The 19,167-nt window shown below is 62.9% G+C and carries 18 protein-coding genes; 11 read left to right on the top strand and 7 right to left on the bottom strand.

Annotated elements, in window-relative coordinates:
• Positions 1-16 precede the first annotated feature (16 nt).
• Complete coding sequence (locus ABEG21_RS16135; RefSeq protein WP_347557660.1) at positions 17-1,111, top strand: malate/lactate/ureidoglycolate dehydrogenase; 1,095 nt, start codon at positions 17-19, stop codon at positions 1,109-1,111.
• A 109-nt stretch (positions 1,112-1,220) separates the two neighbouring features.
• Here the strand turns inward: ABEG21_RS16135 and xseB are convergent, their stop codons facing one another.
• Together xseB and xseA are read right to left on the bottom strand one after the other, a co-directional pair.
• Positions 1,221-1,502: an exodeoxyribonuclease VII small subunit gene (gene xseB / locus ABEG21_RS16140; protein ID WP_347557661.1), complete on the bottom strand. Its 282-nt coding sequence runs from the start codon at positions 1,500-1,502 to the stop codon at positions 1,221-1,223.
• Positions 1,495-3,246, bottom strand: coding sequence for an exodeoxyribonuclease VII large subunit (gene xseA, locus ABEG21_RS16145; RefSeq protein ID WP_347557662.1), 1,752 nt, complete (start codon positions 3,244-3,246; stop codon positions 1,495-1,497). The genes xseB and xseA overlap by 8 nt, the downstream gene beginning before the upstream one ends.
• 227 nt (positions 3,247-3,473) lie before the next feature.
• Here xseA and ABEG21_RS16150 point away from each other — a divergent pair, with 227 nt between their 5' ends.
• From ABEG21_RS16150 to ABEG21_RS16165, 4 genes are all read left to right on the top strand, one after another.
• Positions 3,474-4,406: a LysR family transcriptional regulator gene (locus tag ABEG21_RS16150; protein ID WP_347557663.1), complete on the top strand. Its 933-nt coding sequence runs from the start codon at positions 3,474-3,476 to the stop codon at positions 4,404-4,406.
• Positions 4,407-4,807: 401 nt separating this feature from the next.
• Positions 4,808-5,593 carry a flagellar regulator YcgR PilZN domain-containing protein gene (locus tag ABEG21_RS16155; protein WP_347557664.1) on the top strand — a complete coding sequence of 262 codons (786 nt, stop codon included), beginning with the start codon at positions 4,808-4,810 and terminating at the stop codon, positions 5,591-5,593.
• Positions 5,594-5,871: 278 nt separating this feature from the next.
• Positions 5,872-6,702 (top strand): siderophore ferric iron reductase, encoded by an 831-nt coding sequence (locus tag ABEG21_RS16160; protein ID WP_347557665.1) that lies wholly within the window; start codon positions 5,872-5,874, stop codon positions 6,700-6,702.
• 96 nt (positions 6,703-6,798) lie between these two features.
• Positions 6,799-7,440 (top strand): glutathione S-transferase family protein, encoded by a 642-nt coding sequence (locus ABEG21_RS16165; protein WP_347557666.1) that lies wholly within the window; start codon positions 6,799-6,801, stop codon positions 7,438-7,440.
• Positions 7,441-7,480: 40 nt separating this feature from the next.
• Here ABEG21_RS16165 and ABEG21_RS16170 read toward each other — a convergent pair whose 3' ends face one another.
• Positions 7,481-8,338 carry a LysR family transcriptional regulator gene (locus tag ABEG21_RS16170; protein WP_347557667.1) on the bottom strand — a complete coding sequence of 286 codons (858 nt, stop codon included), beginning with the start codon at positions 8,336-8,338 and terminating at the stop codon, positions 7,481-7,483.
• Positions 8,339-8,469: 131 nt separating this feature from the next.
• Here ABEG21_RS16170 and ABEG21_RS16175 point away from each other — a divergent pair, with 131 nt between their 5' ends.
• From ABEG21_RS16175 to ABEG21_RS16185, 3 genes are all read left to right on the top strand, one after another.
• Positions 8,470-9,771 (top strand): aspartate aminotransferase family protein, encoded by a 1,302-nt coding sequence (locus ABEG21_RS16175; RefSeq protein WP_347557668.1) that lies wholly within the window; start codon positions 8,470-8,472, stop codon positions 9,769-9,771.
• A 146-nt stretch (positions 9,772-9,917) separates the two neighbouring features.
• Positions 9,918-10,442 carry an N-acetyltransferase family protein gene (locus tag ABEG21_RS16180; protein WP_347557669.1) on the top strand — a complete coding sequence of 175 codons (525 nt, stop codon included), beginning with the start codon at positions 9,918-9,920 and terminating at the stop codon, positions 10,440-10,442.
• A 73-nt stretch (positions 10,443-10,515) separates the two neighbouring features.
• The gene (locus ABEG21_RS16185; protein ID WP_347557670.1) at positions 10,516-10,965 is read left to right on the top strand and encodes a GNAT family N-acetyltransferase; all 450 of its coding nucleotides are present in this window, start codon (positions 10,516-10,518) and stop codon (positions 10,963-10,965) included.
• Here the strand turns inward: ABEG21_RS16185 and ABEG21_RS16190 are convergent.
• The 4 genes from ABEG21_RS16190 to ABEG21_RS16205 form a co-directional block, all read right to left on the bottom strand.
• A complete protein-coding gene (locus ABEG21_RS16190; protein ID WP_347557671.1) occupies positions 10,952-11,755 on the bottom strand; it encodes a PhzF family phenazine biosynthesis protein in 804 nt (267 codons plus the stop codon). The two genes, ABEG21_RS16185 and ABEG21_RS16190, sit on opposite strands and share 14 nt — an antisense overlap.
• 145 nt (positions 11,756-11,900) lie before the next feature.
• Complete coding sequence (locus ABEG21_RS16195; RefSeq protein WP_347557672.1) at positions 11,901-12,761, bottom strand: isocitrate lyase/PEP mutase family protein; 861 nt, start codon at positions 12,759-12,761, stop codon at positions 11,901-11,903.
• 55 nt (positions 12,762-12,816) lie between these two features.
• Entirely contained in the window at positions 12,817-13,578 is a 762-nt protein-coding gene (locus tag ABEG21_RS16200; RefSeq protein WP_347557673.1) for an SDR family NAD(P)-dependent oxidoreductase, read from the bottom strand.
• Positions 13,571-14,518 carry an SMP-30/gluconolactonase/LRE family protein gene (locus ABEG21_RS16205; protein ID WP_347557674.1) on the bottom strand — a complete coding sequence of 316 codons (948 nt, stop codon included), beginning with the start codon at positions 14,516-14,518 and terminating at the stop codon, positions 13,571-13,573. Before ABEG21_RS16205 ends, ABEG21_RS16200 begins: the two co-directional genes overlap by 8 nt.
• Positions 14,519-14,673: 155 nt before the next feature.
• Between ABEG21_RS16205 and ABEG21_RS16210 the strand changes: the two genes are divergently transcribed.
• Genes ABEG21_RS16210 through ABEG21_RS16220 form a run of 3 tightly spaced genes read left to right on the top strand, consistent with a single transcriptional unit; the run spans position 14,674 to position 19,097 of the window.
• Positions 14,674-16,092 carry a PLP-dependent aminotransferase family protein gene (locus tag ABEG21_RS16210; RefSeq protein ID WP_347557675.1) on the top strand — a complete coding sequence of 473 codons (1,419 nt, stop codon included), beginning with the start codon at positions 14,674-14,676 and terminating at the stop codon, positions 16,090-16,092.
• 52 nt (positions 16,093-16,144) lie between these two features.
• A complete protein-coding gene (locus ABEG21_RS16215; RefSeq protein WP_347557676.1) occupies positions 16,145-17,386 on the top strand; it encodes an AAA family ATPase in 1,242 nt (413 codons plus the stop codon).
• A gap of 10 nt (positions 17,387-17,396) precedes the next feature.
• On the top strand, positions 17,397-19,097 hold the full coding sequence (locus tag ABEG21_RS16220; RefSeq protein WP_347557677.1) for a cobalamin biosynthesis protein CobT: 1,701 nt from the start codon (positions 17,397-17,399) through the stop codon (positions 19,095-19,097).
• The last annotated feature ends 70 nt before the right edge of the window (positions 19,098-19,167 follow it).

Below are 19,167 nucleotides of genomic sequence, written 5' to 3' on the forward strand. Positions count from 1 at the left end.
ACAAGGACTCGGCAGGATGAATCTCGATAACGCTAGTGAATCACGCATCGCGGCAGAGACGTTGCGCGCTTATATCAGTGCGATCTGGGTGCACGCCGGGAGCACCCAAAGCGAAGCGGACCTGGTGGCGGAGCATCTCGTCATGGCCAATCTTTCCGGCCACGATTCGCACGGTGTGGGGATGGTGCCGCGGTATGTGGCCTCTCTCGACGAGGCACAATTGAGATTGAATGTCCATGCCGAGATCGTCCGTGATGCCGGTGCGGTGCTGACCGTCGAAGGTCATAAAGGGTTTGGCCAGGTAGTGGCGTACGAAGCGATGGCATTCGGCATCGAACGCGCGAAAAAGCTGGGGATCTGTGCGGTGGGACTGCGCAACGCGCATCATATCGGCCGCATCGGGCATTGGGCGGAGCAATGCGCAGCGGCAGGATTGGTGTCCTTCCACTTCGTCAATGTCGCGGGCGATCCGATGGTGGCGGCGTTCGGCGGGATCGACCGGCGCTTCGGCACCAATCCGTTCTGCGCGGCATTTCCTCGGCCCGGCAAGCCGCCGTTGATTCTGGATTTCGCCACGGCGGGCATCGCGTTCGGCAAGACGCGGGTTGCCTATAACAAAGGCGTCACGGTGCCGCCCGGTTATTTGATCGATCACAACGGTACACCGACGCAGGAACCCAAGGTCATGCACGAGGCGCCGTTCGGTTCGTTGTTGCCATTCGGTTTGCACAAGGGCTTTGGACTGGCGACGATGTGCGAGATTTTTGGCGGTGCGCTGTCCGGTGGTTACACCACCCATGACGCGACGCTCGACCATACCAGTGCAATCGTGAATTGCATGACGACCGTCATCATCGATCCGAACGCCTTCGACGCGCCCGCTGTCCAAGCGGAAGCGGATGCGTTCGTGGACTGGTTGAAGGCATCACCGCTGGCGGAAGGCACGGATCGCATCCTGATGCCGGGCGAACCCGAGCTCGCACGCCGTGGCAAGCTGCTGGCCGAAGGCATTCCGATCGATGCGACGACCTGGCAGCAAATCGGTCAGGCCGCCGCGGCGTCCGGCATGCCGCAAGAGGAGATCGCTACGTTCGGCGCGGCGTTTCGTTGAGGTCGAGCGGCGCGTTTCTTCCTGCCGCCCAACTGGGAGTCCGACGGCGTTCCGGCGCAAGATCGGAAGCGCCACGCCGAATCGGGCCCCGCTTGATATTTGATCAGTGTCAGAACGGCACGTCGTCGGCATCGTCCGCATCATCCGCAGCCGCGGCGGCGGCCGCCGCATTCGCGGCGCTCGGCGCGATATCTTCATACGCGCTATCGCTCAGCGCTTGTGCCAGCGCCGCTTCCACGGCATCGATACGGGCCTTGCACACCTTATACGCCTCGACCGACTCGGTCACGATCGACAGCAAGTCGTCGATGTTCGGCTCCTGCTGCGTACGCAGCGTATCGGCGTGCTTTTTCAGGACCCCGTAGGCGCTTTTGAAAGTCTGTTCAGTCATTTTTTTCCGCTTTCCTGATGACCTGGACGGCAACACGACCGTCCCGGAATTCGATTTCAACATGATTGCCTGCCGCCACGCGCGTCGCCGACGTCACCGTCGCGCCGGCATCGTCCCGGACGATCGCGAAGCCGCGCTGTAATGTTCTACCCGGCCCCATCCCGGCGATCGCCTGGAACTGGCTTGCCGCATCGCTACGCGCCTGCACGATGCTCCGACGCGCGCCGACCACGACATCCTGCATGCTCGTCTGCAGCGCTTCTCGCCGGCGGCGCAACGATGCCCCCGCGACGTCACGGAGCGCATCGTAATGCGCCTGAGTCCGCTCGCGCGATTGCGCAACGCCTTTGCTCGCATGCAGGGTCACGTCCGCGATCAATGCGGGCACCCGCTCGCGTGCCATCGCCATTAAACGCTGCGCATCGCGTTGGGCGCTCGTCATCTGCTCGCGCGTGACCTGGTCGGCGCGATGCACCGTCTTCGTCGCGCCGAGTTGCAGCTCGCCGATCAACTCCGCGGCACTGCGGCGCGCACTCGCGATCTGGCGTTCGGCACCGGCACGCGTGCCCGTGATCTGTCGCTCGACCAGCGAACGCGCCGAGGTCGTCGTGCTCATCGCATGATCGATCACGCGCTGGAAGTGCGCGTTCACCTCGGCGACGCGCTGGCGCACCGTTTGCTCGATACCGGCCGCCACCTTACTCGGCGTGTCGTAAGCATGATTGGCGACCTCGTCGAGAATCGTACTGTCCCGCTCGTGGCCCAGCCCCGTCAGCACCGGTACGGACAAGGTACATACGGCATGCGCCAGCGCATAGTCGTTCAGCCAGGCCAGATCGTTCACGGCACCTCCGCCGCGGATGATCACCACGGCATCCGGCGGCGCATGCCCCGCGTCCGCCCACGCTTCGAGGCCGCTCAGCAAGGCCTTGCGTATCTGCTCAGGCGCACCTTCGCCTTGGAAGCGGCTGTGCACATAGACGAAGCGGCAGACACCGCAGTGCGATAGCCGCTCGGCCTCGGCCTGGAAATCGCCCAGGCCCGCCGCCATTTCCGGCGCCACCACCAGAACGGCATTGAAATCCCAGACGCCGGGCAGACGCCGATTCGCGTCGTAGACGCCTTCGTCCTGCAGCCGTTTGCGAATCTCCCGCTTCTTCGCTTCGAGATCGCCCAGCGTGTATTCGGAATCGATCGCGTCGATCTCGATACTGAAGCCCCATTCGGGCTTGAAGACGGGCCGGCCGCGCACGAGCAATTTGATACCCGGCGCGAGCTGCGCGCCCGTCGCCCGTTCGAACTGCGGCAGGATCGCCTGGGCGGTGCTGGACCAGATCATGCCCTTTGCCCGCGCGAGCATCCGGCCATCGACCGAACGCTCCGATAGATCGAGATACACGTGACCATTGCGGCCGCTGACCTCGACGACCTCGACCATTGTCCAGACAGGCGATTTATAGGCGTTGGCCACCAGTTGCGAGACGCCCGCCAGCAATTGCGACAGGCTGATGCCTTTCTCGGCGAGCGCGAGGTCGCGACTGTCCGACGTGACCGTTTTGATCTCGGTCACGGCGTCGAAACGTTCGGCGATGTCCGTCGTCGATCCCGCCGGCAGCCAGGAACTGAATGGCGCCAGCGCCGTACCGGCCGGGACGTACCACTTTTTCGCGCCGCCATCCCAGCGTGCGCCTAGCGCCTTGGCGGCATCCTTTTCGCGGAACGGAACCTCGAGATATTGGTTCATTTTCCATTGCATTCAAAAAGAGCCAGACGGATTATCGCATCTCGACCCCGCGGACGCACCGTTCCTGCGTCGCACCCGTCTTCGAGCCAGGCGGATGGCCGGCCGCGGCGTGTCGCCGGCGAGAAGGCCAGGCCCGCTCGCCTAACACCGGGCGTCATGCGCAGGCGTCGGGCAGTGGCACTGCATGCAACGCCACGTTCGGCACGCCGTGCGTGCTAGCATCGGATATGGCCGAACCCGACTTGAATCTCCTTATTGCACTCGACATCCTGCTGAGCGATGGCAGCGTGGCCGGTGCCGCGCGTCGCTTGGGATTGAGCGCATCGGCGATGAGCCGCACGTTGACCCGCCTCCGCGATACGACCGGCGACCGCCTGCTGGTACGCGCCGGTCGCAAGATGGTATTGACGCCCCATGCGGAAGCGCTGCGCCAACGCACGAGGGGTGCCGTCGAAGCCGCGCAATCGGTGCTGCGCCCCTCCCAGACGGTCCTCGACTTGTCGACGCTCCGACGAGATTTCACCATTCGCACCAACGAAGGCTTCGTCGAGCAATTCGGCGCCGACCTGATCGCGGCCGCGAGCGCCGAGGCGCCCCAGGTGCGGTTCCGGTTCGCACCCAAGCCCGAAAAGACCTCGACACCGCTGCGGGAAGGATCAATCGATCTCGAAATCGGCGTCCTGGGCGAGATGGGACCGGAAGTGCGCTTGCAGGCACTGTTCCGCGATCACTTCGTCGCCGTTGTCAGAAAGGGGCATCCGCTACAGAAAGTCCGCAAGGTGAGCGCGAAGCAGTACGTCGCGTACGGCCATGTGGTGGCGTCGCGGCGCGGCGTGGCAAATGGGCCGATCGATGCGGCCTTGGCGACACTGGGTCTGGAGCGGACCGTGGTGGCGGTGGTTCCCGGTTTTCCCGCGGCGCTGGCCATTGCCCGTACATCCGACCTGATCGCGCTCGTGCCCTCGGCCTGTCTGTGGCAGCAAGCGCCGACCCCCGGCTCCGACACCCTGCACGCGTTCGATTTGCCCGTGTCCACCGGCACGTTCACCGTTTCGCAACTCTGGCATCCGCGCCTCGAGGCCGATCCCGCGCATCGCTGGCTGCGCCAACTGGTGTTGCGCGTCTGCCGACGCCATGACCCGAACGAGCGTATCCCCTAGGATCTTAGAGGCATCCCATGATTTCCGCGCGGACCGACCGGTACCGACGGAAAGCAAACGCGTGGCCAGGGAATAAATTCAAACGGGCGTATGGCTATCTGGTAGGATACAGCCCGCTTGTTTTATCGCCGTCTCGTCCCAAAAAAACTCACCGCTTACCGGTCGTTTCTATCAAGAAAAGAGGACGCGATGCCGTTAATGGCTGGCATGCAGGTCAAACGCGGGAAATGCGCGGCTTTGGCAGAGAATCGGCGATGCCTAGCCCGCGCACGCGATGCCTCTCAAAAAAGTCGATGCTCCGCCGGATGCCGGTAAATCAACGCCATATAACCGTTTCGCCTGTTTCCGTTTCACCGGTCCGCGAATCGAAACTGACCAAGCACGTTTCTACCGACTTCACGATGACTACCGCACCTGCCCGCGACGCCGATTCGAATGCTTCGCCGGATGTCGCTCCGAATCCTTTGCCCGAGGTCGATCTGGATTATCGGCAGCGCGATCCGCTGCAGATTTCCATGTCCTTGCGCACGTTGATGACGCGGCGCGACCGCATGACGGTCGAATTCGGAGAGCGCCAGTACGTTGCGCATATCCTCGCCGTCGATCCGCGCAACGGCACCTTCATGTTCGATTATGGCAACGTCGAAGCGGATAACGAGGCACTGCTTGAGACGGACGAGCTGACGTTCCGTAGCTTGCCGGGTGCATTGCATACGCATTTCACTACCGGCGCCGCTTACAGGGTCCGTCTCGACAATCGGCCCGCCTTCGAGGCGCGCTTCCCCAAGACCCTGTTTTACGTGCAGCGCCGGGAATACTTCCGCGTGCCGACACCGGTTGTCGATCCGTTCGTCGCGCACGGTCCGGCCATTGCGGGGGCAAGCTTCCGCCTCGAGCTGCAAGACCTGTCGCTGGGCGGCGTTGCGCTTCGCACCTACGAGGCGCGTTTCAGCGGGCTCGAAATCGGGAGCGTGCTGCACGACGTGGCCCTGGAACTCGGCGATTTCGGCTCGTTGAGCGTGAACCTGGAAATCATCGCGCCACGGCAAGCCACGTCCGAAACCGGGGAAGTACGCTACGTCATCAGCTGTCGTTTCGTCGAACGCTCGGCCGTCGCGGAGCGCGTGCTCCAACGCGTGATCATGCAGCTGGAAACGCAGCGCAAGGCGCTGGAAGAAAAGCGCTAGTTCCCGATCCGCGTCTTCCGCACGCACGATCGCCTCATCCCGCCTATATCCCCACTGATGACGAGTCCTTGCCAGCGCGCAAGGAACTTTCTATCATATTGAACGAGAATCAATTGCATTTGACGTCTTGATCGGCGAGGGCGGCGCGAAACGCACCCTTGTACGCAGTCGCGCCGTGCATCGTCTTCAACCGAGGGGATATCGAACTTGAGTAGACCGGAACAGGACGTCGATAGGTCTTGCATGCCGAGGGCCGCGGCCGTGTCGTCTTGATGACGATGACAGCGTACACACTGGCCGAGGCGCTTGGCATCGTGGAGCGGACCGTTCCAGGCGTCGGCGCCACCGTATCTGGCAGCGTGAAGGACCAACCGGAAGCCGATTGCGCCTCCGCGGACGGGGCCAGGCCTCCCATGGCCTATCGATATCCTGCGCCATCGGATCAGAATCAAGCCTGCATCGCCGCGCTCGTTGCGCACTGGTCCAGGGCCTACCCGGAAGCCGGGCGCGCATACTGGTCGCTGCGGTGCTGGGGAATTTTGATATGGAAACCCATTTACGTCAGCGTGATCGCCGTGCATCGCGCGCATTGCCTGCCGTCGCTTGCGGGGTTCGAGCAGACCTTCGCCGAGGGGTGGACACACACGGCGCGCTATCCGGCACATCGTCCCGTGCAAGGGATACCCACGGATCTGATCGAGCAGGCCGCCGCCGACATCAACCGTTTTTGCGCGTCGGCACTCGAAGCGCTCTCCCGGTCTATCCGGATCAATGTCCGCGCCGCGCAAGGCATGCAAGCCGATTGCGTGCTCGCCGCCTTGCTTGCAGCACAGCCTGCGTCGGGCGAGGGCGGCGCAACGACAGAGATCGAGGCCTTGTGTGCGCGCTGGCTCGCCGCGCTGCATCTCGACGGGCGCAGTGGTTTCTTCGCGTATCGCGGACGCGATGGCATCCCGACGCTCGAGGTGGACCGACAGACCTGTTGCTATCACTTCCGTCGACACGATGGCGTACGATGCCATACCTGTCCGCGACTAACGCTGGCCGAACGGATCGCGCGACAGGACGGCACACCGCTCGACGCCGCGTGTGACCACCCGGTACAGTAATCGCGACGCCTTTGCCGGTTCGCTCGCCTGATACAGTGATAGCTTGGCGATCACGGAACGCCTTGTTCCTCCGCCCACTTTCGCAAGGATCGCACGATGCTGAAAATTCACCACCTGGGTCACTCGCAATCGGAACGCGTACTGTGGCTATGCGAAGAACTCGGTCTCGCTTATGAGATGCATAAATACACCCGCGACGCCGTCACGCGGCTGTCGCCTCCGGACCTGAAAGCGTTGCACCCGCTGGGCGCCGCGCCGGTCCTGGAAACCGATGGCGTCCTGCTTGCGGAGTCCGCAGCCATCATCGAATACATTCTCGGCCGTCATGGCGAAGGCCGTCTTCAATATGGTCCGGACCATCCGGACTTCGCTGCCTATCTCTACTGGTTCCATTTCGCCAATGGCAATCTGCAACCGGTCATCATGCGGGCGCTGACCGCGTCCCGGTGCGGCCTTCCCGCCGATCATCCCGTCGTCGCCGCAACACAGGATCGGCTCGGCAAAGTGCTGGCGCTGATGGAGGACCATCTCGCCCATAACGACTATCTGGCCGGTGGGGACTTTACCGCCGCCGACATCATGACGGTGTTTTCGCTCAGCACGATGCGCCTGTTCTATCCCTTCGATCTCGCGCCCTATCCGTCGATACGTGCCTATCTGGCACGCATGGGCGGGCGCCCGGCCTATCAGCGCGCGATGGCAAAAGGCGATCCGGACTTGACGCCGTTGTTGCAGTGATCGCTCCAAGCGATCGCGTCAAGCCTGTCTCGAAAATCGCTCACAGCAGCGGCAATGTCGCGCGGATATGATCGGCGAACACGCGCGTCAGATGCGCCGGGCGCTTGCGCGCGTATTTCACGGTGATGCCGATCGTCGGTAGCGCCGGCCAGGCAGGCTCGCCGCTCAGGATCGCGAGATCGGAGGGCACGGCCGTCTGGGTCACGACGGCAAACGCCTGCCCCGATCGCACCACGGCGGTGAGCCCGGCGAGGCTGCTGCTGGCATAGGCGATGCGAAAGGCGCGGCCGGCACGCTGCAACACGTCGCAGGCCGCCAGATGATCCAGCGTATCGGGATCGGACAACGCCAGCGGCAAGGGATCGAATTGCGCGGCATCCACCCCGGGATAGCCGACCCATACCAGCGGCTCGCGGCGGATGATGTCCGCGTCGGAGGCGCTCTCGGTCACGGAAATCAGAGCCAGATCCACCGCCTGAACCGCCACGTGCTCCAGCAGCCGCGTCGTCGGCGCGCAGAGAACCTCCACCTGAACCTGCGGATGCAAACTGGCGAAGCGGCGTAGCAGACGCGGCAAAAACACGGCCGCATAGTCATCCGGGCAGCCGAACCGAATGGCGCCCGACAGGCCCGTGCCGCAGACATCGGCCATCGCCTCGTCGTGCGCGCGAAGAATCCGCTGCGCATGCACGAGCAAGCGCTCGCCCGGATAGGTCAAGCGCATACCGCGCCCGGTGCGCTGAAACAGCGGTTGATCGACGATCTCCTCGAGACGCTTCATCTGCTGGCTCAAGGCCGATTGGGTGCGGCCCACCTTGTCGGCCGCCCGCGTCAACGCCCGGGTCTCGGCGATCACGACAAAGGAGCGCAACAAATCGATTTCAAGCGATAAGGACATGGCCTTCCTCTTCCGACAGAACGCCCGATATTAGCGTCTTTGCTATCTCTCATAAATACTATTCGATTCCCTCAATTCATATGGCGCCCTACACTTTCCGCATCTTGCTCACATCGAACTAAGAGGCGCCCGTGTCCCTGAACGACGACCCGACTTTTTGGCACAATGCCAGACAGCATCTGATCCGCTATGGCGGCACGTTCGAACCGATGATCATCGAACGCGCGCAAGGCAGCTTCGTCTATGACGCCGACGGCCGCGCCATCCTGGATTTCACGTCCGGACAGATGAGTGCCGTGCTAGGGCACAGCCATCCCGATATCGTCTCCGTCATCACCGACTATGCGGGCAAGCTCGATCATTTATTCAGCGGCATGCTATCGCGGCCGGTCGTCGATCTGGCCAAGCGGCTGGCCGACATCACGCCCGACGGCCTCGACCGCGCGCTGTTGTTGAGCACCGGCGCCGAGTCGAACGAGGCGGCGATCCGCATGGCGAAGCTGGTGACCGGTAAATACGAGATCGTCGGCTTCGCGCAGTCCTGGCACGGTATGACCGGGTGCGCCGCATCGGCCACTTACAGCGCGGGACGCAAAGGCGTCGGGCCGGCGGCGGTTGGTTCCTTCGCCATTCCCGCGCCGTTTCCGTATCGGCCGCGCTTCGAACGTCATGGCGAATACGATTGGCTCGCCGAGCTGGACTACGCGTTCGAATTGATCGACCGACAGTCCACCGGCAATCTCGCCGCGTTTATCGCCGAGCCGATTCTCAGCTCGGGCGGCATCATCGAACTGCCGGAAGGCTATATGGCCGCGCTGAAGCGTCATTGCGAGGCGCGCGGCATGTTGCTGATTCTCGATGAAGCGCAAACCGGCATTGGCCGCACCGGGACGATGTTCGCCTGCCAGCGCGACGGCGTCACACCGGACATCCTGACGCTATCGAAAACCTTGGGTGCCGGATTGCCGCTTGCGGCCGTCGTCACGTCGGCGGCCATCGAGGAAGAAGCGCACGCGCGCGGCTTCCTCTTCTATACGACGCACGTCTCGGACCCTTTGCCCGCCGCCATCGGCCTGCGCGTGCTGGATGTCGTCGCGCGCGATGGCCTCGTAGCTCGGGCGAACGTGATGGGCGCGCGCCTTCGGCGCGGTCTCGAAGGCTTGATGGAACGATACGAGTGTATCGGCGACATCCGCGGGCGCGGCCTGTTATTGGGCATGGAAATCGTCAAGAACCGCGCAAGCAAAGAACCGGCCGACGGCCTCGGCACGCGCATCACGCGTGAATGCATGCAGCTGGGGCTCAGCATGAATATCGTGCAGTTGCCGGGGATGGGCGGCGTCTTCCGTATCGCGCCCCCGCTGAATGTCAGCGAAGCGGAGATCGATCTGGGCATCGATCTGCTGGGTCAGGCTATCGCGCGTGCGCTCTGACGTATGACGCCTCGCGTCGCTTGGCTCCCGCGCCGCGAACGTTCGAGGCGGGCGATGTGCTGGGCACGATAGCGTGTCGGCAAGAAATATTGCATATGCCGCCCGTCGGATAGGTATCATTACGCCGATCAACCTGGGAGATGCATATGGACGTTCGCGATGCCGGTACCGAGCATATCGAAGGCATAACGGCGATCTATAACGACGCCGTCGTACACACCACCGCGATTTGGAACGACGTCACCGTCGATATCGCCAATCGGACCGCCTGGCTCAACGATCGACGCAAAATCGGCTATCCGGTTCTCGTCGCCGTGGACGAGCACGGTGCGGTGCTCGGCTATGCTTCGTTTGGCGACTGGCGCGCTTTCGACGGCTATCGCTATACCGTCGAGCACTCGGTCTACGTTCGCGGCGATCAGCGCGGTAAGGGTCTCGGCAAACAGCTGATGCAAACGCTGATCTCACGCGCCCAGACATTGGGCAAGCATGTCATGGTCGCGGCCATCGAGGCGAACAACACCGGATCCGTGCGGCTGCATGAAACTCTCGGTTTCAAGCACGTCGGTCATATGAAGGAAGTGGGAACGAAATTCGGCACCTGGCTCGATCTCGCTTTCATGCAGCTTCAGCTCGACACGCGCTCGACGCCCGATATCGAGACAGCGTGACCCGCGCCATGCTTAGCCGGCGACGCGTGCGTCGCCCTCGCGCCATGGCATCGAACCCTTGCGTCCTCCGACAATGACCTTCACCATCCGTCCCGTGTCGGCAAACGATCGCACCGCATGGCATGCCTTGTGGGAGGCATATTGCGCGTTCTACCGTACGACGCTTGATAGCGCTATATCGGAAAAGACCTGGCAGCGCCTGATCGATCCGACTTCCCCGATCGACGGTTTGCTCGTTGCGAGCGAGACCGGCGAGCCGCTCGGCTTCTGCAATTACGTCTGCCATCCGCATACGTGGAGTGATCGGACCGTCTGCTATCTGGAAGATCTTTTCGTGGCGCCCGCAGGCCGTCGGCTCGGCATCGGGACGGCGTTGATCGAGGCGCTTCGTACGCAAGGCATCGCGCAGGGCTGGGGGCGCATCTATTGGGTCACCGATCACGATAATGTCGATGCCCAGGCGTTATACGACAAGGTTGCCGATCGGACCGCCCACGTTCGGTATCAGATCAAGCTACAGTAGGAATTTCGATAAAGCCTTCCAGATACTGGACCGCTTGTCCGGAGACGAAGACGCCATCGTCCACCACACGGCAATGCAGCAGGCCCGTGCGGCGTGATACCTGCATGGCCAGTAAGTCCGCCTTGCCCAGCCGCGCGGCCCAGAATGGCGCCAGCGTCGCGTGAATCGAGCCGGTCACCGGATCTTCATCGCCGCCGTTGGCCGGCCAGAAATACCGCGAGACGAAGTCATGCCGATCGCCACGCGCCGTGACGACGACATCGCGCGGGCCTAACGTCGCCAGCAGCGGCAACGTCGGTACGACCTCGCGGACCTCGGCTTCGGACGCATAGACGACAACATAAGCCTGGCCGCATACCGCGACTTCGCGCGGCGCGATCGAAAGCCCCTTCAGCAATGCGTCGGGGATCGTTTCGAGCGTCTCCGCCGGACGCAGCGGAAAACGCATCTCGATAAAGCCATCGGCCTTGCGCGACACGCTCAGCCGCCCGACCGCGTCGGCCGTGAAGGCGATGATATCGGCATCGGCGTTTTGCTTGAAGATCACATAGGCACTTGCCAACGTGGCGTGTCCGCAGAACGCGATCTCGGTCAGCGGAGAGAACCAGCGGATAGCATAGGCGCCATCCGGGCCGCGAACGAAGAAAGCCGTCTCTGAAAGATTATTCTCGCTGGCAATGGCCTGCATCACCACGTCCGGCAGCCATTGCGCGAGCGGCACGACCGCGGCGTAATTGCCTTTGAACACCGTGTCGGTAAAGGCATCCACTTGATAAAACGGCAATTGCATTCCGGGCCTCTGAGCTGATCGAATCGTGTTGGTCGACAGGCGCAGAATCCGCGACGATCTCCGCGCCGCGAACACGATAACCGGCTTCGCCAAGGATGTACAGCGTGATTCGCGATTGCCCCGTATGCGCCGCCGGCCTGGAACCTCAGACCGCGCCGAAGCGCTTCAAATTGGCTTCGAACCGTTCGTACGACACCGTCTTATTGATCATGCCTTCATCGAAGCAATACTCCCTGAGCTTCGTCGCATCCTGTTCACGGTAAAAGGTTTCGCAGACCTGCTTTACCGCTCTGAACGCGGCAAAAATCGTCAATGGCCAATACACCGACATATTCGCGCCGGCCGCGCCTTCCTCCGCGACCGAGTCCTGAAAATCGACACTGGTGACGATCAACGGACCCAAGATGCGCTTCCGGAAATCGGCCAGCGCGCGAACGGACCCTTTAAAGACAATGAAGCCGGCATCGGCGCCCGCGGCCAGATAGGCATTGATCCGCGCGACCGCTTCTTCGGGATCGTTCTTCAGATAAATGGCGTCCGTACGAGCGATGATCAGGAAATTCGGATCCTTACGCGCGGCGACACAGGCCTTGATACGCTGGCACATCGCATCGGGTTCCAACAACACCGCAGGATGATCGGTATGTTTGCCGAATACGGTATCTTCGATATGCATCGCCGACGCGCCAGCCGACTCGAATTCATGCACGGTACGCCAGATATTGGCCGCGTGATACCAGCCGGTGTCGGCATCGCACACCAGTGGCACATTGGTTTCCTTCGCGATCTCCCGCGCCAGACCGAGCAGATCGTGCATCTGCACCAGACCGACATCGGGCAAGCCGAATCCGCTCGCCCCGGTCACGAAACTACCGGTGTACAGCACGGGAAATCCGGTCTGCTCGATGATACGCGCACTCAATACATCGTAGGCGCCCATCAGAGGCGTGCAGCCCGGCGCATCCAGCAAGGCGCGAAGTCGCAGCCGTTTTTGATAGCAATCCATAGCCTGTCTCCCGACGAAGATGTCATGGTGGAATTCGCCCGCTTGCGGCGGACGATCAGCGCATTGCCATGCCGCCGTTCACGTCAAGGGTGGCGCCCGTCATATAACGCGCATCGTCACTCGCCAAATAAAGGGCAGCGCCGGCAATGTCCGACACCTCGCCGTATCGGTCCAACGCAATCCCTTTCTTGACCTCGGGCGGATACTGCAAGATATCGGTCATGGCGGTCTGGATCGCGCCCGGCGCGATGGCATTGACGGTGACGTCGAAGGGCCCGAGTTGGCGCGCGACCGCCTTCGTCAAGCAGAGGACGGCGGCTTTCGTGACCGAGTACGCCACCTCGGCCGCGACGCCGCCGACCTGCCCTGCGACCGATGCCATATAGATTATGCGTCCCGATCGATTCGCCTTCGCGTGCGGCACGAAGGCCGATGTCGCATGAATGCAGCTCATCAGATTGACGTCGATCACCTCGCGCCACTGCGCCCCTGAAATGGTCTCGATGGGCCGTCCGGGACGGACGATGCCGGCATTGCAGACGAGAATATCGAGACGGCCGAACGTGGCGATCGCGGTCTCGATCATGCGCACATTCTCTTCCTCCGTCGAAACATCGACGCGAAGCGCTACCGCTTTGACCGCGTAACGCGCCGTCAGATCGTCCGCTGCCTGCTGCGCGCTTGCAAAGTCGAGATCCGCGATCAGCACATCGGCCCCTTCCGCGGCGAAGCGCGCGGCAATGGCCTGACCGATGCCGCGTGCGGCGCCCGTCACGACCGCCGTTTTACCGCTTAACTTTCGTGTGTCATCAGGCATGGAATTGGAATCCTCGATGTGCCGCCGCGGCCCCCTCCGACGTGAAGATCCACGCGCCCTCGCCACGCTCATGGTCGTTGGTGCAGATCAACAGCCGACGTGTGCCGGGCATCATCATCGGATGGGTCGTGCGCAGATGATGACCGCTTTCGCGGCCTGGAATCAGAATCTGACCGATGGGAAAGCCCCAGGGATTGAACACCATGACGCGCCCCTGGTTGTACATCGCCACATAGAGGTTGTCCTCCGCATCGATGCTGCAGGAGTCGGGCCCATGGAATCCAGTGAAGTGGTAGGGAATGCTGGTGCCGTACGGCGCGATTGATTTGCCGTCCGCGCCCAATTCGATCAAATGCAAACGGTTGGCATTGGTTTCCGTGATCCACAGGCGCGTCTCGTCGGTCGACAGTGCCACCCCATTCGGGCCCGCCATTTTTTCGAGAATGGGCGTGACGGTTTTGCCATCGGCGGACACGTGATAGACGCCGCCAGTGGGTTCGCAAGACGTGCCGACGAAATGCGTGAAGTAAAAGCTGCCGTCCTTCGCAAAGACCATATCGTCGGCAACATATCCGCGCAAAATACTGCGTCGATTTCGGCCATCGGGATCGATCGCGAAAATTTCTCCTGTCTTAAAATCGCCGAGGCAGCACACGAACAGACGGCCATCCTTGTGAATCTTGATCGCCGCCGGGTTGTCGCCCTCGGCACGGTAGATTTCCGTCATCGCTTTGGTGTCGCAGTCGAGTCGGTAGATACGGCCGCCGAACACCTCCAGCAAATAGAGATTGCCCGCGCGATCGAAGCACAGCCCCTCCAACTGCTGGAAGTCGTCCGCCACTTTGTGCCAGGGCTCGGCGGTCAGCGTCGGCAGCCCGCGCTCACCCGGCGGGATGGGGGCGAACGCGCGATCCGGCCCGCTGTTGAAAACATCTGTCATTCTCGTCTCCACATTTTTTGCCCGCGGCGTCGTTGCGCCGCGCGGTCTTTTCTTATGCCTTGTTCAAGCATAGCCCCTTGCCCGCGCCCTCGACGGGTACAGTCCGGCACAATTTTTCGGTTACCGTACCAGGCAACGCGGTGGTACAGTAAGTCATGGCACAGCCCGCTTCCAAGATCGAATGGATCATCGACGGTGTTCTGCAGCGCGTCCAACGCGGCACACTGCAGGCAGGCGATCGCCTGCGATCCATTCGCGAGGAAGCCGCCGCCATGGGTGTCGCGAAAAACACCGTCGTCGAGGCCTATCTCAGATTAGTCGCGCAAGGCGTGCTGACGGTGCGAGCCGGCGCCGGATACTATGTCGCGCGATCATCGCCGCCGCATCGCAAGGCGGTGCCGCGGGCCATCGTGTCGAGCGCGGAGACGGCCGCCGAACTGCTGACGGAGCAGTTGGAGCGTCGCCTGCCGATTCGGCCAGGCGACGGACGTCTACCGCCGGACTGGCTGGCCTCCACCGAGATGCGCCGCCCGCTTTCAGTCATGCGTGTCAGCGCCGACGACACGTACAACACCGCTTGGGGCTTGCTGCCGTTGCGCGAACGTCTATGCGACAGGCTCGGCGAGCGCGGCATTCACTGTCACACCGGCCAGGTGCTGACGACCTACGGCGGCAACCATGGCATGGACCTCGTCATCCGTTGTCAGGTACGCGAAGGCGACACGGTGTTGGTCGATGATCCCGGTTACTACCCCTTGTTTCGCAAACTCAGCGTCGCCGGTGCGCATATCGTCGGCGTGCGCCGGCGTCACGATGGTCCCGATCCGATCGATCTGCGCGAAAAGGCCCGCGCCACCGGCGCACGTCTCTTTTTCACGCAATCGTTGGCGCACAATCCCACCGGCGGTTCCCTCACGCAAGGCGTCGCTTATGCCGTATTGAAAGTCGCCGAAGAGCAGGACATGCTGGTGATCGAGGACGACCCCTTCGCCGATGTCTTGCCGGTGACCGCGCCCCGCCTGGCCGCGCTCGACCAGTTACATCGCGTCGTCTATGTCGGCTCTTTTTCCAAGACACTGCCTGGCAGTGTCCGCGTGGGCTATATCGCCGCCTCGGTTGCCTTGGCCGAGCAGTTCAACGAGATGAAGGTCATCACCATCGTGTCGACCTCGGCGCAGAACGAGCGGCTGGTGTATTCGCTGATCGAGGGCGCGCAATATCTCAAATACCTGCGACGATTGAAGGATCGGATCGAGGACGCCACCGCACGCACGGTGAGCGGACTGGAAAACGCCGGATTCAGCGTGCCGCGTCCGTTATGTGGCGGCTATTACGTATGGATCGCGCTGACGCCGGCAATGCAGGCGCGTAATCTCGCCGCGGAGGCCGCCGCCTTGGGCATCTTCGTCGCGCCGTCCGCCGCGTTCACCATCTCGGAAACACCGACGCCCGGCATTCGCGTCAATGTCGCGTACGGCAGCGAACCGCGTTTCCTGGCGTGGTTACTAAGTGTCCGCGATGCCGACGACGCGGCAACGACGTCGCCACCGCGCCAGGGCAGCCGATCACGGTAAAATAGGATGGATCGGCGCGGCTCCGTCGCGCACGCACTTTCCACTTCCGGTCATGACCCTCCATCGCCCGTCTTCCGCCTCCGATCAACCCGCCGCGTTCACGCATGATCAGGCGCTGATCGGCGACTATGCGCATCCGCTCGACGGCAAGGCCGGAAGCTGGCAAGTCAGCCGTTCCGAGCGCCCGCACCTTTACCGCATCCAGCATCGTCTGGCGGACCGGCCCACCAAGGTGGATACCGTCGTCGATCTGGAAAATCTGCAGGCAAAACTGGCGAAATGGCAGCGTGAGGGCTTCGTCAAGCGTCACGACGGACGTGATCCGAGCACGTTCGCCCATCCCACTTTCATGCAGGATCTGCGCGAGGCAGGGACGCGATCGGCGCAGCTTGCCGACGTCGCGGATCGGGAACGGGTACGGATCGGCAACGTCAGTCTGCCGCAAGGTGCCGGCGGCCCCCTGGTACCCGCGGTGAATCCGGCCTATCTGTTCGCATCGCGCTCCGATAACGTGCTGCGCGATGTCGATGAGAACCGGCGCGTGATGTTGATCGGCCATACCGGCACCGGCAAGACCAGCTTGATCGAGCAGGCAGCGGCGCTCTGCCGGCAAGGCGTGCTGCGCGCCAATATGAACGGTCAGACCAGCGTCGGCGATTTCGTCGGTTTCTGGACGGTCAAGGGGGGCGAGACCGTCTGGGTCGACGGGGTCCTTCCCATTGCAATGCGTCAGGGCCTCTGGCTGATCGTCGACGAAATCGACTTTGCGGAACCGGCCATCCTGTCGGTCCTGACCGCGGTGCTGGAGCCGGGCGGCCAGCTCTTGCTGAAGGAGAAAGGTAACGAGATTATCGCGCCCCATCCCGCGTTCCGGCTCTTCGGCACCGCCAACGCCGTCGGCGCAATGAGTCGGTTTCGCCACCTGTATCAAGGCGCCAATCTGATGAACGAAGCGTTTCTCGATCGTTGGCGCGTTTATATGATCGACTACCTTTCGCCGGAAGACGAAGCGACGGTGCTGCGCCAGACATTCGGTCCGAGCGTATCCGAGGCGATGGCGCACACCCTCGCGGCGATCGCGGCCGACTGCCGCGCGGCCTTCCTCCGGGAAGATCTGGCCAGCGCGTTTTCCACGCGACGGCTCCTGGACTGGACGGCGATGATGCTGCGCACCGGCGACCCGGAAACGGCGGCGGGGCCGACGATCTATGCCAAGGTCGATGCGGAAGATGCGGCCTTGATCAGCAGCATCGTCCGGCACCATATCGCCGTCGACAACGACCAAGATGCCTGAGCCGCTCGCCATGCAAGAGCATGACCTGGGCGAGCACCTGTCGAAGCTCGCCCGCACCTTGACGCGGCGTCCCGACATCACGGTCGTCTTCGGCGACGATGGCCCCGCCTGGGACGGCGCGCATCTGTTGCTGCCCTCCAGACTGCTCGGTGACGGCGTGTCCCTGGCGACGATGATCGGCTATGTCGATCAACTCGCCGCCAGCGATCTTTTCGGCGATGCCGCGGCGATCGACGCGCTCCGCGCACCGACGCTTCGCGCGCTAGCGCACGTTCTCGACGCACATCGCACCACGCACAGTCTGCTCGCGCGGCAACCCGGAGCACGGCAGTTTGTCGCGGCAGCACGCCACGACAAGACGCAAACGATGGCGCGGCGCGTGCCTGAGCTGAGTTGGCCTGCTCGGCTGACCTGGCATATCGAACAAGCGTTGTGGCACGAGGCCGGCGCCGCGCTCGCCGCGAACGCAGGCACGGACGTCGCATCCATCCTGCACGGCATCGACGATCTCCTCGCCGCCGCACGCGCGGCAGCGTCGACATCGGACAGCATCCGCATCACGCAACGCATTGCCACACGCGTTCGCTCGCTTGGCGCCGACACCGCCAATGCGATGATGTTCGTCATGGACGGCCACGCCGCCAGCGAATCAAACAAGGAACTTGGCGACGAGTTGCCCGACGCCGAGCAGACGCGACCGCCGGAAGTGGGCGATGCCGCTGCCGGGGCGATCGCGGACTCGGCCGAATCCGCCGCCCAGCCCCCCTCTTCCGGCGATGTTGCCGATCGCCCCTCGGGCCCGCCCGCGCAGACGGTGTCGGACAGATCGATCCCGATCACGACCGCCTTCGACACCGTCACGGATCTGACCGGTCAAGGCGATCCCTTGGCGTGGCGGCGGCTGCGCAATGCCGCGCGCGCGGACACGGCGCCATTGCGCGCGAAGCTGGAACGGGTCTTGAAGTCGGAAGAAGCCACGCATTGGCAAAGCGAGCAGGAGCGCGGCGAACTACATCGTGCGGCGCTGTTCCGCTTTGCGGCATCGCCGGGCTATCGCACGCCGTTCCAGACGCGCCGTATCCATCCGACACGCGATACGGCGGTGACCTTGCTGGTCGACCGCAGCGGCTCGATGGCGGCCAGCAAGATCGCGCTTGCCCGCCTTTGCGTGGCGGCGCTGTGCGATGCGATGACGCGGCTCGGCTTCGCCTGCGAAGTGCTGGGCTATTGTTCGGTCGAAGATCCGGAAATGCGTGCCTACCATCGGCACTGGCTGGCTGCCGGCAATGCGCCCGACGGCTATAACCGTTTCGTCGAGAAACTCGATCTGCAAGTGTACAAACGCTTCGATTCGAACAATTTGTCCGGCATCGCCGCCATCGAATGCGGCCACGAAAATCCGGATGGCGAAGCGTTGAGTTGGGCAGCGGCACGGCTCAGCGAGCGACGCGAACGGCGCCACGTCCTCATGGTGTTCTCCGACGGCTATCCCTCGACGGCCGACGGCAATCCGGCGATCCTCGGCGCGGATTTGAAACGGCGGGTGGCCGACCTGCAACTGCAGGGCATCGAACTCGTGGGCGTCGGCATCCTCAACGATGCCGTGGAAACGTTTTATCCGGTGACGGCGGTCGTGGAAAAGCTGGAAGACCTCCCCGCCAGCGCGTTTGCTTTACTCGGCAAGGCCTTGCTCAGACGCCGCGGACGATAGCGTCGTCTCAGGCGGCCCGCTCGCAGAAGACTTGCGCAAAACGGCAGAAAGTGAAATGCTGCTCGACCAG

The sequence above is a fragment of the Robbsia sp. KACC 23696 genome, assembly GCF_039852015.1.
Lineage (GTDB): Bacteria > Pseudomonadota > Gammaproteobacteria > Burkholderiales > Burkholderiaceae > Robbsia.

What these genes read in the sequence shown, in the direction of transcription:
- ABEG21_RS16135 (WP_347557660.1), top strand. Translation starts at nt 17, where the DNA reads ATGAATCTCGATAACGCTAGTGAATCACGCATCGCGGCAGAGACGTTG.
- xseB (WP_347557661.1), bottom strand. Translation starts at nt 1,502, where the DNA reads ATGACTGAACAGACTTTCAAAAGCGCCTACGGGGTCCTGAAAAAGCAC.
- xseA (WP_347557662.1), bottom strand. Translation starts at nt 3,246, where the DNA reads ATGAACCAATATCTCGAGGTTCCGTTCCGCGAAAAGGATGCCGCCAAG.
- ABEG21_RS16150 (WP_347557663.1), top strand. Translation starts at nt 3,474, where the DNA reads ATGGCCGAACCCGACTTGAATCTCCTTATTGCACTCGACATCCTGCTG.
- ABEG21_RS16155 (WP_347557664.1), top strand. Translation starts at nt 4,808, where the DNA reads ATGACTACCGCACCTGCCCGCGACGCCGATTCGAATGCTTCGCCGGAT.
- ABEG21_RS16160 (WP_347557665.1), top strand. Translation starts at nt 5,872, where the DNA reads ATGACAGCGTACACACTGGCCGAGGCGCTTGGCATCGTGGAGCGGACC.
- ABEG21_RS16165 (WP_347557666.1), top strand. Translation starts at nt 6,799, where the DNA reads ATGCTGAAAATTCACCACCTGGGTCACTCGCAATCGGAACGCGTACTG.
- ABEG21_RS16170 (WP_347557667.1), bottom strand. Translation starts at nt 8,338, where the DNA reads ATGTCCTTATCGCTTGAAATCGATTTGTTGCGCTCCTTTGTCGTGATC.
- ABEG21_RS16180 (WP_347557669.1), top strand. Translation starts at nt 9,918, where the DNA reads ATGGACGTTCGCGATGCCGGTACCGAGCATATCGAAGGCATAACGGCG.
- ABEG21_RS16185 (WP_347557670.1), top strand. Translation starts at nt 10,516, where the DNA reads ATGACCTTCACCATCCGTCCCGTGTCGGCAAACGATCGCACCGCATGG.
- ABEG21_RS16190 (WP_347557671.1), bottom strand. Translation starts at nt 11,755, where the DNA reads ATGCAATTGCCGTTTTATCAAGTGGATGCCTTTACCGACACGGTGTTC.
- ABEG21_RS16195 (WP_347557672.1), bottom strand. Translation starts at nt 12,761, where the DNA reads ATGGATTGCTATCAAAAACGGCTGCGACTTCGCGCCTTGCTGGATGCG.
- ABEG21_RS16200 (WP_347557673.1), bottom strand. Translation starts at nt 13,578, where the DNA reads ATGCCTGATGACACACGAAAGTTAAGCGGTAAAACGGCGGTCGTGACG.
- ABEG21_RS16205 (WP_347557674.1), bottom strand. Translation starts at nt 14,518, where the DNA reads ATGACAGATGTTTTCAACAGCGGGCCGGATCGCGCGTTCGCCCCCATC.
- ABEG21_RS16210 (WP_347557675.1), top strand. Translation starts at nt 14,674, where the DNA reads ATGGCACAGCCCGCTTCCAAGATCGAATGGATCATCGACGGTGTTCTG.
- ABEG21_RS16215 (WP_347557676.1), top strand. Translation starts at nt 16,145, where the DNA reads ATGACCCTCCATCGCCCGTCTTCCGCCTCCGATCAACCCGCCGCGTTC.
- ABEG21_RS16220 (WP_347557677.1), top strand. Translation starts at nt 17,397, where the DNA reads ATGCAAGAGCATGACCTGGGCGAGCACCTGTCGAAGCTCGCCCGCACC.